The 12,534-nt window shown below is 44.6% G+C and carries 10 protein-coding genes and 1 other annotated feature; of the genes, 5 read left to right on the forward strand and 5 right to left on the reverse strand.

Annotation, left to right across the window (positions count from 1 at the left end):
• Positions 1–565: 565 nt before the first annotated feature.
• The 3 genes from clpB to rluD form a co-directional block, all read right to left on the reverse strand.
• Positions 566–3,139 (reverse strand): ATP-dependent chaperone ClpB, encoded by a 2,574-nt coding sequence (gene clpB / locus L3V30_RS12785; protein WP_005397478.1) that lies wholly within the window; start codon positions 3,137–3,139, stop codon positions 566–568.
• Between the two features lie 144 nt (positions 3,140–3,283).
• Positions 3,284–4,012: a peptidoglycan editing factor PgeF gene (pgeF, locus tag L3V30_RS12790; RefSeq protein WP_053808618.1), complete on the reverse strand. Its 729-nt coding sequence runs from the start codon at positions 4,010–4,012 to the stop codon at positions 3,284–3,286.
• Position 4,013: 1 nt separating this feature from the next.
• Positions 4,014–4,991 carry a 23S rRNA pseudouridine(1911/1915/1917) synthase RluD gene (gene rluD, locus L3V30_RS12795; RefSeq protein WP_005385913.1) on the reverse strand — a complete coding sequence of 326 codons (978 nt, stop codon included), beginning with the start codon at positions 4,989–4,991 and terminating at the stop codon, positions 4,014–4,016.
• 136 nt (positions 4,992–5,127) lie between these two features.
• On the opposite strand from rluD, the gene L3V30_RS12800 reads away from it, so the two are divergent.
• From L3V30_RS12800 to yjjX, 5 genes are all read left to right on the forward strand, one after another.
• The gene (locus L3V30_RS12800) at positions 5,128–5,856 is read left to right on the forward strand and encodes an outer membrane protein assembly factor BamD (protein WP_006743118.1); all 729 of its coding nucleotides are present in this window, start codon (positions 5,128–5,130) and stop codon (positions 5,854–5,856) included.
• A gap of 144 nt (positions 5,857–6,000) precedes the next feature.
• Complete coding sequence (locus L3V30_RS12805) at positions 6,001–7,482, forward strand: lytic transglycosylase F (RefSeq protein WP_346014789.1); 1,482 nt, start codon at positions 6,001–6,003, stop codon at positions 7,480–7,482.
• Between the two features lie 325 nt (positions 7,483–7,807).
• Complete coding sequence (gene raiA / locus L3V30_RS12810) at positions 7,808–8,134, forward strand: ribosome-associated translation inhibitor RaiA (protein ID WP_005397484.1); 327 nt, start codon at positions 7,808–7,810, stop codon at positions 8,132–8,134.
• Between the two features lie 108 nt (positions 8,135–8,242).
• Positions 8,243–8,364, forward strand: a sequence feature (Phe leader region).
• A gap of 12 nt (positions 8,365–8,376) precedes the next feature.
• Positions 8,377–9,555 (forward strand): prephenate dehydratase, encoded by a 1,179-nt coding sequence (gene pheA / locus L3V30_RS12815; RefSeq protein ID WP_176319048.1) that lies wholly within the window; start codon positions 8,377–8,379, stop codon positions 9,553–9,555.
• Between the two features lie 24 nt (positions 9,556–9,579).
• The gene (gene yjjX / locus L3V30_RS12820) at positions 9,580–10,113 is read left to right on the forward strand and encodes an inosine/xanthosine triphosphatase (protein ID WP_053808615.1); all 534 of its coding nucleotides are present in this window, start codon (positions 9,580–9,582) and stop codon (positions 10,111–10,113) included.
• A 110-nt stretch (positions 10,114–10,223) separates the two neighbouring features.
• On the opposite strand, the gene trpR is transcribed toward yjjX, so the two are convergent.
• Together trpR and sltY are read right to left on the reverse strand one after the other, a co-directional pair.
• On the reverse strand, positions 10,224–10,532 hold the full coding sequence (gene trpR / locus L3V30_RS12825; protein ID WP_012842123.1) for a trp operon repressor: 309 nt from the start codon (positions 10,530–10,532) through the stop codon (positions 10,224–10,226).
• Between the two features lie 13 nt (positions 10,533–10,545).
• The gene (gene sltY, locus L3V30_RS12830; protein WP_237309055.1) at positions 10,546–12,483 is read right to left on the reverse strand and encodes a murein transglycosylase; all 1,938 of its coding nucleotides are present in this window, start codon (positions 12,481–12,483) and stop codon (positions 10,546–10,548) included.
• Positions 12,484–12,534: the final 51 nt, after the last annotated feature.

Consider the following 12,534-nt stretch of genomic DNA (forward strand, 5'->3'; position numbering starts at 1 on the left):
GCATGTGTTAGGCCTGCCGCCAGCGTTCAATCTGAGCCATGATCAAACTCTTCAATTTAAGATTTTGTTCGGCTCAATGAATACTGAACATTACATAAAGTAATGTTTGAATTGACTGTGCTGAATCCGAAGATTCAATGGTCACTTCGTTTCATTGAAACCTAATTTGATACCGAGGTATCGAATTGGATTATCATCAACGAGTGCCCACACAGATTGATAGGTCTATATTTTTAAAGAGCACACTTTGAACTTCTCTTCAAAGCGGACGGCCATTTTAGCTAGATAACTTATCGTGTCAAACACTTTTTTAAGTTATTTATCTGCGAGTTAATTCTTAACTCACTGACCTTGTTGTCTAGGCTTCGCTTAACTTGCTTTCCCTTGACAACGGAGGCGCATTATAGGGCGTTCATTAAGGAACACAAGTGCATTTTTAAAAAAAACTCACCTTTTTAGTTCATTCGTATAGAAAATAGGCAAAGGGTTCTAAAACATTATAGAAAAGGGGCCAAATGGCCCCTTGAATGTGATTTTTATCTCATTTCTTATTGTATCTGTGCAATTACTGATGGGCACGAATTTGGTCATTAGTAACGATTAGCTGCACTTTCTTGTCTGGAACAATTTCACCAGAAAGAATCGATTTGGCTAATGGGTTCTCGACATTCTGTTGAATTGCGCGTTTTAAAGGACGCGCACCGTATACAGGGTCGAAACCAACTTGAGCGATCAAATCAAGTGCTTTGTCAGAAACCTCTAGTTGATATCCTTTTTCTTCTAGTCGTTTCGCCAAACGTTCCAATTGAATAGAAGCGATGGACTTGATGTGTTCTTGACCAAGTGGATGGAACACCACGATTTCGTCAACACGGTTCAAGAACTCAGGACGGAAGTGTTTGCTAACCACATCCATTACCTCACTCTTAATACCTTGATAGTCTAACGTTGCGAAATTCTCTTGGATACGAGATGAACCCAAGTTCGATGTCATGATCACCACCGTATTACGGAAGTCAACAGTACGACCTTGACCATCCGTTAAACGCCCATCATCGAGAACTTGCAGCAGAATGTTAAATACATCCGGATGCGCTTTCTCTACTTCATCTAACAAAATTACCGAATACGGCTTGCGACGAACCGCTTCCGTTAAGTAACCACCCTCTTCATATCCGACATAGCCTGGAGGCGCACCAACCAATCTTGCCACTGAGTGTTTCTCCATGAACTCAGACATGTCGATACGGACCATCGCATCTTCGCTGTCGAACATAAAGCTCGCAAGTGTCTTACAAAGCTCTGTTTTACCTACACCAGTTGGACCTAAGAATAAGAAGGAGCCAATTGGTCGGTTTGGATCAGAAAGCCCAGCTCGACTACGACGAATGGCATTCGATACAACAGAGACCGCTTCGCTTTGCCCTACCACACGATTATGCAGTACGTCTTCCATACGAAGTAGTTTCTCTTTTTCCGCTTCTAGCATCTTGGATACTGGGATGCCAGTTTGCTTAGAAAGTACTTCTGCAATCTCGTTGTCGGTTACTTTATTACGCAATAGTGTCATTTCCTGCATTTCCGCTTGGGTTGCAAGATCTAACTGCTTCTCAAGTTCAGGAATACGACCATATTGAAGTTCCGACATGCGGTTTAAATCACCAGCTCGGCGAGCAAACTCCATATCCATACGAGCTTGTTCAAGCTCAGACTTAATATGTTGAGTGCCAGAAAGTGCGGCTTTTTCTGTATTCCAAACCTCTTCTAGTTCAGCGTACTCACGTTCTTTTTCATTGAGTTCTTCATTAAGCGCTTTCAAACGCTTTTCACTCGCTTCGTCGTGCTCGTTACTAAGCGCCTGTTGCTCAATCTTAAGTTGGATGATTTTACGTTCAAGCTTATCTAATGACTCTGGCTTAGAGTCAATTTGTAAACGAATGCTTGAAGCCGCTTCGTCGATTAAGTCGATCGCTTTATCTGGCAGTTGACGGTCAGAAACATAACGATGTGACAAACTCGCCGCTGCAACAATCGCTGGGTCAGTAATTTCAACGTGATGATGAAGCTCATAACGCTCCTTCAAGCCACGTAAAATCGCCACGGTATCCTCAACGGTCGGCTCATCCACCAGCACTTTTTGGAAACGACGTTCTAACGCCGCATCTTTTTCGATGTACTGACGATATTCATCCAGTGTAGTTGCGCCAACACAGTGCAGTTCACCACGGGCTAATGCAGGTTTGAGCATGTTCCCCGCATCCATTGAGCCTTCACCTTTACCCGCACCAACCATAGTGTGGAGCTCGTCGATAAACAGAATGACATTACCTTCTTCTTTAGCGAGTTCATTCAATACCGACTTCAAGCGCTCTTCAAATTCACCACGGTACTTAGCACCAGCAACCAGTGCGCCCATATCTAATGACAGCACGCGGCGACCACGCAAACCTTCTGGCACTTCATTGTTGACAATGCGCTGAGCTAAGCCTTCAACAATTGCGGTCTTACCTACGCCAGGTTCACCGATGATCACAGGGTTGTTTTTAGTACGGCGCTGCAATACTTGGATGGTACGGCGAATTTCATCATCACGGCCAATAACCGGATCCAGTTTGCCCTGTTCTGCTCGCTCGGTCAGGTCAATGGTGAACTTTTCCAATGCTTGGCGAAGCTCTTCTGCATTCGGATCATTAACCTTTTGACCACCTCTGATCTTTTCGATTGCTTGGCTAACTTTTTGCTCTGTTAAACCGATCTCTTTGAGTAATTGCCCCAATGGTCCGCGATCTTCTAAAGCAGCAAGCAGGAAGATTTCAGACGAGATATAGGAGTCTTGACGCTTTTGCGCCACTTTGTCACACAGGTTAAACAACGTGCCCATCGAACTAGAGAGCTGTACATCTCCACCGATGCCACTGACTTTTGGTAATCGATCTAGCATTTCACTCAATTTAGAGCGTAAATGCGTTACGTCCACATCCAGCATAGTAAGCAATGGACGAATTGGACTGCCATTTTGGTCAAGCAAAGCCACCATTAGGTGAACTGGCTCGATATATTGATGATCGCGCCCTAACGCTAGTGATTGAGCATCAGAGATAGCGATTTGAAACTTACTTGTGAATCGATCAAGACGCATATCTACCTTCCTAACCTCAACTAAAGGAAATTCTTTTGACAGTTAGAAAGATGGATACTCAGAGGAGGAATTTCAAGGGAGTGAATGAATAAAGATAGCTTTGCAAAAATAGCACTATGCATCTTGGCACTTTAGTGCTTATAACTAATCTTCAATCCAAATAAAGGTGGCTTGCCGACCAGTTTTACCATCACGGCGATACGAATAAAAAGAGGCTTTATCTTGGTAAGTACAAAGTCCAGAGTCAAACACTTGTGTCACACCAGCTCGATTTAGACGTTGCGTTGCCAGCTTTGACATATCAGCCAACCATTTACCTTTAGCCTCTCGTGGCATAAAAGCTTGATGTGCCAGAGAATCGACATCAACAAAAGCTTGCAGAACATCTTCACCGACTTCAAAAGCTTCAGGCCCAATAGCAGGCCCAAGCCACGCTATCACTTCACCTGAAAACAACGCTAATGCATTTTCGACAATACCATTTGCTAAGCCGCGCCAACCTGCATGAACGGCAGCGACCTGCGTGCCTTGTGTATTAGTCAATAATACAGGTAGACAATCGGCGGTCATCGCTGAACAAACAACATGGCTTGAAGAAGTAAATACACCGTCCGCATCAAGCACTTGTGTTGTTGGTTCATTTGCTTGAGCCACAACGGTCGAATGCGTTTGGTTTAACCAGATTGGCGCATTTGGCATGTTCGCCTGCTGCGCCAACCAAGCTCGGTTCTTCTCTACTAAAGACAAATCATCCCCAACGTGAGTACCTAAATTTAGCCCTTGATAAGGGCCTGTCGAAAAACCGCCTATGCGTGTTGAGGCAAAAGCTTTGACATTTTTAGGCGCACGCCAATTCGGAATGATTGTCTTCATCTTAGAACTCTTCCGGTAAACCGTGCTCTTCCGTATCTTGACGAAGCGCTTCAGTCATCGCCACCATGTCATCAGGCACAGGGGCATGGAATTCAAGTACTTCTCCCGTAATTGGATGTTCAAAGCGTAGCATTACGGCGTGCAATGCTTGGCGATCGAAGCCACGGATCATTGCCGTTAGCTCTTCAGAAGCACCTGTCGGGATGCGAGCACGTCCACCATATGCAATATCACCGAGCAGCGGATGCTGAAGGTAAGACATGTGCACACGGATCTGGTGCGTACGACCCGTTTCAAGACGCAGACGGATACGTGTGTGTTCGCGGAAACGTTCAGCGACACGGTAGTGCGTTACCGCTGGTTTACCCATTGGTGCTACCGCCATAAGCGTGCGCTTGGTAGAATGACGACCAATAGGTTGGTCCACTTTACCGCCCGCTGTCATACGACCAATAGCGATCGCTTCGTACTCTCGAGTAATATTACGTTTTTGCAGTGCGCGAACCAGACGAGTTTGTGCAGGAACGGTTTTCGCCACCACCATCAGACCCGTTGTGTCTTTATCCAGACGGTGCACAATGCCAGCACGAGGCACTTCTGCGATATCAGGGTAATGATGCAACAACGCATTAAGGACCGTACCATCTGGCGTACCGGCACCTGGGTGAACCACAAAGTCACGAGGCTTATTGATAACGATAATATCGTCATCTTCAAAAACGATATCTAGCGGGATATCTTGCGCTTCCCAGCGTTCTTCATCTTCTAACTCGGCTTGCAATGTAATTTCCTCGCCACCCATTACTTTGGTACGAGGTTTGGTGACAACTTCACCATTAACTTGAACTTTCCCATCAAGCAGCCACTCTTTCAGGCGCGAGCGAGAGAAGTCCGCGAATAATTCGGCGATAGCTTGGTCTAAACGTTGACCTAACTGGCTATCTTTTACGGTATTTGTTAATACAATCTGCTGAGCCATATCGAACTTTTTTAAAAACTGTGAGACTAATGCTCACGACTGTGAAAAAATAGACTATTACGTCATTGTATCTGTTACTGGAAAGAAAGTAACGGCAGCTTAAGAAATATTTAGATTCAAGGAACAGACTCCTGATATGAAACGTCAGACTTTAACAGGCCTTTTAGCGGTATCCCTTCTGTTTGGATGTGCAAGCAAAGAAGAAATCGTTCCTGATGTGCCGCCTTCGGAACTGTATGCAGACGCACAGATTTCTCTTCAAAGTGGTAATTGGCTTTCTGCAATTGAGAAACTGGAAGCATTAGACTCACGTTACCCATTCGGTGCCTACTCAGAACAGGTGCAGCTTGACCTAATCTATGCGTACTACAAAAACGACGACCTTGCTTTGGGCTTGGCAACCATTTCTCGCTTTATGCGTTTAAACCCGACCCATGAAAAAATGGACTGGGTACTGTACATGCGCGGCCTAAGCCATATGGCGCAAGATCGTAACTTTATGCATGATCTGTTCAGCGTAGATCGAAGCGATCGCGATCCTGAGCCAGTAAAAAAAGCGTTTGATGACTTCAAAAAGCTGCTTCAACGCTACCCGAACAGTCCATACGCAGAAGATTCACAAAAACGCATGGTTGCGCTGAAAAACCGCCTAGCGAACTATGACTTAGCGACGGCTGACTTCTACCTCCGCCGTGAAGCCTGGGTAGCTGCAATTAATCGCAGTCAAGAGCTACAAAAAGCATTCCCAGACACAGAAGCGGCACGTAAGTCACTGACTATCCAGCTAGAGGCCTACAAGCAACTCGGTTTGGAAGACGCCGTAGCAAGAACTGAAAAGCTTATCGAGCTCAACCCTGTGAAGTAACTGAGCCGCTTCAAACTAAACCGCCACCGTTTTTACCGTGGCGGTTTTTTATTACCCGCAATAGCGTGTTCTGCCCTTGCTTGATGATCTACGGGGCTCTACATATGCTTAAAGTTCCCCTCCCCTTTATAAAAGGATGTGAACGTGACGATACCTAAGCTATGCGCAGTTATGCTGCTCTTATTGTCTGCTTCCGTTTGCGCACTGCAAATATCACCACTCAAGCAACCTCCTTACACTGGGGATCTCGATGTTATTAAAGAGAAGAATGTTTTACGTGTCCTCGTTTCTGCTGATCTAGGCTTCTATTACATTGAAGGCGGTACACCAAAAGGAATAGGTGCAGAACTCCTGGCGCATTTCGAAAAAGACCTTCGTAAGCTCAAACCGAAACTTAACGTACAAATTATTCCTCTAGCCCGTGACCAACTTCTGCCAGCCTTAGAAAATGGCTCCGGTGATCTAGTCGTAGCCAATCTGACCATGACCAGCACACGTAAACAGAAAGTCGATTTTAGTTCACCCATTCTTACTGGTATTGACGAGTGGATAGTCACGAACAAAAACACACCAGCCATGACTAACATTGAGCAACTGAGCGGCAAAGAGGTTTGGGTACGTGCCAGTTCTAGCTACTTTGAGAGTATTCAAGCACTAAATAAGAAGCTAAATAAAAAAGGCTTGCCACCCGTTGTCGTACATTTTATTGAAGAAACACTGCAAGACTACGAACTGGTTGGGATGCTCAATAACGGCTACGTCAAAGCCATTGTTCTCGATAGTCATAAAGCCAAACTTTGGCTGAAAGTGATGGATGATATTCGAGCTCACACAGAAATCCCTATTCGTGAAAATGGTAAAATCGCTTGGGCAATGCGGGAAAACAGCCCAAGTTTGAAAGCCGTCGTGAACAAGTTTATTCAGAAATCTCGTTCTGGGACACTGCTCGGTAACGTCATTTACGGAAAATACATCGATAACACAGGTTGGCTAAACAAAGCCCTTAACCCCAACAAAATTGCTCAACTAGAAAAACTTGCTACGTTGTTTTCACGCTATGGTGAGAAGTACGATATCGACTATCTACTGATCGCAGCCGTCGCTTATAAAGAGTCCGGCTTTAATAACGACCTCGTTGGAAGTCGAGGTGCAGTCGGCATAATGCAAGTTCTACCCAGCACGGCTCGAGACCCTAATATCAATATCAAAAACGTTCGGCAGCTAGAAAACAATATTCATGCTGGCGTGAAGTATTTAGCATTTTTGCGTAAACAGTACTTCAGTGATCCTGCTATTACGGCGGAAAATAAACTCTACTTTACCTTAGCGGCTTACAATGCTGGCCCCGGGAATGTAGAACGAATTCGTAAACGTGCAGCCCAGCAAGGCTACGATCCTAATATTTGGTTCAATAACGTGGAAGTCGTTATGCGGAAAAGTTTAAGCTCAACGGTTGGGTACGTCACAAGCATTAATCGCTATTACGTTATATACAAACAGCTAGAAAGTTTGGACCAGGTCAAAAGTCTAGAGCGGGTATCACTGGCTCCAAAGGATCCCTTCTTCATGATACCGCTACGAAAAGTCAGTCAAACGCCAGACACAAAAAAGCCGCTTGTACAATAAGCGGCTTTGTAAATAAATTCGTCTGAGAGACTCAGTGACTGTCATCACACTTTACGTATAGTTAAATTTTAACCACCTCTAATATTAGGCCGTAAAACTTCCCTAAAAACGAAGACGTTTTCAGCTGAGTACTCTATCCAATCTACGGATTTACTAACCGATAACAAGCAATTTCACGATAAATCTCAGCAGATCTTGAGTGAGATCACATTCATTTTTCATCATAAAGAACCCGAACAAAATAATGATCTGAGTCACATTTTTTTATGCTTAAAGCGGTAATCTGAACTCAACCCATGAGGGATGCAACAGAGGAAAAACACTTATGACAATGAATATCACTGGCAAAAACATCGAAATCACCTCTGCAATCCGAGCTCATATTGAGAGCAAGTTTAAAAAACTGGAGAAATGGCAAGTAGACCTAATTGGTTGCCAAGCAACTTTCAGTGAGGAACCAAACAAACAGAAGAAATTCGAAGCGGTTATTAAAGTTCCTAAAGGCCAGCTCATTGCCTCAGCAACTCACGAAGATCTTTACGCAGCTATCAACGAAGTGGAGCAAAAACTAGAACGACAATTGAACAAGCTGACCCACAAACCTGAAGCTCGACGTGCAAATAAGCCTGAGCTAGTGGAAGAAGAAGAGTAAACTGACCTGATTGAGGAAATAGCGCCGAAAGGCGCTATTTTTTTGCTTGACGCTCTCCCCTGCCTTGCTTATTGTGTTTAAACACTCATAAATTAAGCACTATTTATGCATTTAACCTCACTGTTTATTTTTGACTTCTTTTTCCTCCCATAGTCGGAGAGGCGAACTCGTTTGTGAAAGAAAAGTCAAAAACAAACAGAAAGCCTCCCAAATCGGGAGGCTTTTTTATAAGGAAAGAATTGATGACTGACCAACCTATTTCCCTCGAAGAAATTCGTTTGCGCTTGAATGAGCTGGATGACCAACTTCTCAACTTATTGTCTGAGCGCCGTAAACTCAGCATTGAAGTAGCCAAAAGTAAAGTACAAACCTCAAAACCCGTTCGTGATGCCGTTCGAGAACAACAACTATTAGTTAAGCTGATTTCTAATGGCCGAGATAAATACGAACTCGACGCGCAGTACATCACTAAACTATTCCATACCATCATTGAAGACTCAGTGCTTCTTCAGCAAAGTTACCTGCAAAACCTCGTTAACCCGCAACAAAGTCGTAAGCCACTTGCTCGCGTCGCTTTCTTAGGAGCCAAAGGCTCTTACTCGCACTTGGCAAGCCGCGAATACTTCAGCCGTAAAAATACAGAACTTATCGAGCTCAACTGCGAACACTTCAAAGAAGTGACTCAAACAGTAGAATCAGGCCATGCTGATTATGGTGTTCTGCCTATCGAAAACACCAGTTCAGGCTCTATTAATGAAGTGTACGACCTACTACAACACACGACGCTGTACATCGTTGGAGAGCTAACTCAACCAATCGAGCACTGCTTGGTTGCGAAAAAAGACATTCGTCTGGAAAACATTAAAACGCTGTATTCACATCCTCAGCCACACCAACAGTGCAGTGAGTTTTTAAGCCGTATGAAAGGTGTAAAACTGGAGTCTTGCGCCAGCACGGCAGATGCAATGCAGAAAGTTCAAGAGATGGATCGTGATGATGTTGCTGCAATTGGTAATGCATCAAGCGGTAAGCTATACGGCTTGCAAGCAATTCAAGGCAACATCGCAAACCAAACTGAGAACCATACTCGTTTTATCGTGGTTGCTCGCAAACCAGTTGAGGTTTCAACTCAGATTCCAGCAAAAACCACCTTGATCATGTCGACCTCCCAAGAGGCTGGCTCATTGGTTGAAACACTATTAGTGCTGCAACGTTACGGCATCAATATGACCAAGCTAGAATCACGTCCAATTATGGGGAACCCATGGGAAGAGATGTTCTACGTAGACTTGGAATCTCATCTTGCTTCGACAGAAATGCAACAGGCACTAGAAGAGCTAACAAAAATCACTAAACACTTGAAAGTATTAGGGTGTTACCCTAGTGAGAACGTAAAGCCTACCCAAGTAAAATTGAGTTAATAGACACCAGTGAGTAAAAAGATCATGGCAACCCAAAAAGTCGTAATCGCATCGCTAAACCCAGCTAAAATTAATGCCGTTCAAAGTGCATTTAACAGTGCATTTCCGCACCAAGAGTTCAACTTCGTTGGCGTCAGTGTACCGAGTGAGGTCGCAGATCAACCTATGACTGATGAAGAAACTCATCGCGGTGCACTAAACCGCGTTAAAAACGCAAAAGTAGAGATGCCAAACGCGGATTACTATGTCGGACTTGAAGCGGGAATTGAAACAAACGTGACGTTTGCGTGGATGGTGATTGAGTCGAATACTCACCGTGGTGAATCTCGCTCTGCGAGCTTAATGCTGCCGCCTAAAGTATTGGACAAACTCAAGCATGCGAATGAGCTGGGAGATGTCATGGATGAGGTGTTTGGTACCGAGAACATCAAGCAGAAAGGTGGTGCCATCAGCCTGCTCACCCAAAACCAGCTGACTCGAAGTTCGGTTTACCATCAAGCCTTGATTCTGGCTCTGATTCCATTCACAAACCCTGAGCATTTCCCTTCAAATTTATAACGCTCCCCCCATTCGCTAGGTACGAAAAAGGGCGGAAATATCCGCCCTTTTTAACACGTTATCTTAACCACTAGTGATACCAATACCTAAAGGCGAATTGGAATCACTGGCTACTTAGATACCGCAACTTGCTCTAACAAAACCTTGAGTTTGTCTTTCTCTTCATCAGATTTAGACTTTAACTCGTTAGAGCCACGAGTAATAGTGGCAATACCCACGCCAAGCATCTGGCTGATCTGGCGTTGAGATAATTCTCCTTTAAGAAGCTCGTTAATAATATTAACGCGTGATATTAATGATTCTCTCTCATCACGTGACATCAGCATGGTTAACAGCATGTCATCTTGCTCACTGTCCATGCTAGTTCGAATTAGCTCAATAATCTGTTGCCAGTCTTTGTACTCGGGTTCGTGCGACATCAAGTTACCTCACTCAATACTTGGTATTGATCTCATGTTGATTCAAGAACGCGCCATCGATACCCAAAAGATCACGGTAATATGTTTCAAACATCAGGATGTTTTGTACATAACCGCGTGTCTCTCTAAATGGAATTGCCTCAATAAAGGCATAAGCATCCACTTTTCCTTGGGTACGCTCTCGCCACGTTTTTACTCTGTTAGGACCTGCATTATAAGCAGCAAGAGCAAAAATACGATTATTATCGTAATCCTCTAATAAGCCTTGCAAATAATGGCTACCAATTTCGATATTTTTGCCCACATTGTAGAGATCCTGCGTACCTTGATAACTCAACTTATATTTACGTGCCGTGTACTTCGCTGTAGCGGGCATGATCTGCATAAGACCACGAGCACCAACTGGAGAACGGGCTTCGACATCCAACGCACTTTCCTGTCGAGCCAGGGACATCATCGTCACGGGATCTATGTTGTGTTTTTTTGCATAAAAGTTAAACCACCAGCGATGCGCAATCGGGAACCTCAGTTCGATATTATCCCACATCTGCGCTTGGATACTCGCGGTCACCGTTAGGTTATGCCAACGCTTAGAAGACGCATAAGCCGCCAACATCGCCTTTTCATCTTTCCCTACGCGGCGCAATAAATGTGCCCATTCACTTTTCGCTGCTGCGATTTTATCCGTCGCGATCAACTCTTCAATACGAACTAACGAGTCTTGGTAGGGTTGAACCACTCGCTTATCAAACTTAACCGTATGCGTAGGGTATTTGATTGATTGTCCAATCGCATTGGCGGCTGCCACACTATAGAAGTTTCGCTGCCCGACCAAAGTCGCTAAACGCTGTTTCCCTGCGATGTCATCACCTAACGCAATTTCACTTCGTCCAAGCCAGTATTGCCAGCGAAGCGACGCTTGCTCTTCTTTATTGAGAACGGCAATCCACTCTTGTACGCCCTTCCAATCCGCGTTCTGAATCGCTAAGCGAATGCGAGTTTCAATGAGCGGTAAGTACTGGCTGGTTTTCGTTTTATCATCGCGCCACTTAGCTAGTGACTCAGACTCAGTACGGGTCAATCGAAATGCGATATAGTCAGCCAGGGCTTGCGCCTTTTCTGGAGAAAACTTCTGCCCTTTAATGACGGCATCATACGCACTCTGCGCTTGACTGGTATTCATGCGAGCTAGCTTTTCCAGCGCATATTCGCTTTGCGCTCGATTAAAATCATTAGCCGGTTTTTTCTTCGCGAACTCCGCAACGCTTGAAGGGTTGTCAAACAACGCCTTCATTTCTTTCGCTTGTTGCCTTGCCTGCGAGGATTTAGGCAGTTTAAGTAAGTAACTCATCAAACTGCCATTACGAGCATCAAACGCCAGTAGCATACGCTGGAGAATTAATTCATCAGTACGTTCACCTGCCTTGTCCCATGCTGCGAATAATGGATCGCACTCATCGGCAATACTTCTGCCACGCAACCACATATGCTCAGCCCCTTTAAACGCGGCGACTGTCTTACCTTGCTCTAACTGAGCCAGGTAGAAAATACATTGGTAACGCTCGCCACTTGGAATGACTTTTTGAAACTCAGTAATGGTTTTCCAATCTTTTTGCTTATAAAGATGGTTGAGGTATGGAGCGCGCACACGACGAGAAAAAGGAAACGACTCGTGCTCCGAAATAAATTCGTTCACCTGCTGTGGCGATTTTTCCGGTAACTGTCTAATAAACGTTCGGTAGTCCACATAAGGCGTCAGTGGATAGTCAGAAATTTTAGGACGGATCGAAAGGTATCCGTCGATGTCATTTTTATCTAATAAATCTTGAGCTTGCTCATAAACTTCACGCTGCTTTTCCAAGCTCAGCGCAGCATTAGCACTCAAACTCATCGCACACAGCGCGGCGGCGCAGCATACGTTTTTAGCCAATTCAGATACGTTGAATCTCATTTGTGTCATTTTCCCCAGACATATACTGCCCCAAAGCCTCGTTTTGTTAGC

Origin of the sequence: Vibrio sp. A1-1, from assembly GCF_021728175.1 — a bacterium.
Classification (GTDB): Bacteria; Pseudomonadota; Gammaproteobacteria; order Enterobacterales; family Vibrionaceae; genus Vibrio; species Vibrio diabolicus.

What these genes read in the sequence shown, in the direction of transcription:
- pheA (WP_176319048.1), top strand. Translation starts at nt 8,377, where the DNA reads ATGACTGACCAACCTATTTCCCTCGAAGAAATTCGTTTGCGCTTGAAT.
- rluD (WP_005385913.1), bottom strand. Translation starts at nt 4,991, where the DNA reads ATGGCTCAGCAGATTGTATTAACAAATACCGTAAAAGATAGCCAGTTA.
- trpR (WP_012842123.1), bottom strand. Translation starts at nt 10,532, where the DNA reads ATGTCGCACGAACCCGAGTACAAAGACTGGCAACAGATTATTGAGCTA.
- raiA (WP_005397484.1), top strand. Translation starts at nt 7,808, where the DNA reads ATGACAATGAATATCACTGGCAAAAACATCGAAATCACCTCTGCAATC.
- pgeF (WP_053808618.1), bottom strand. Translation starts at nt 4,012, where the DNA reads ATGAAGACAATCATTCCGAATTGGCGTGCGCCTAAAAATGTCAAAGCT.
- sltY (WP_237309055.1), bottom strand. Translation starts at nt 12,483, where the DNA reads ATGAGATTCAACGTATCTGAATTGGCTAAAAACGTATGCTGCGCCGCC.
- clpB (WP_005397478.1), bottom strand. Translation starts at nt 3,139, where the DNA reads ATGCGTCTTGATCGATTCACAAGTAAGTTTCAAATCGCTATCTCTGAT.
- L3V30_RS12800 (WP_006743118.1), top strand. Translation starts at nt 5,128, where the DNA reads ATGAAACGTCAGACTTTAACAGGCCTTTTAGCGGTATCCCTTCTGTTT.
- yjjX (WP_053808615.1), top strand. Translation starts at nt 9,580, where the DNA reads ATGGCAACCCAAAAAGTCGTAATCGCATCGCTAAACCCAGCTAAAATT.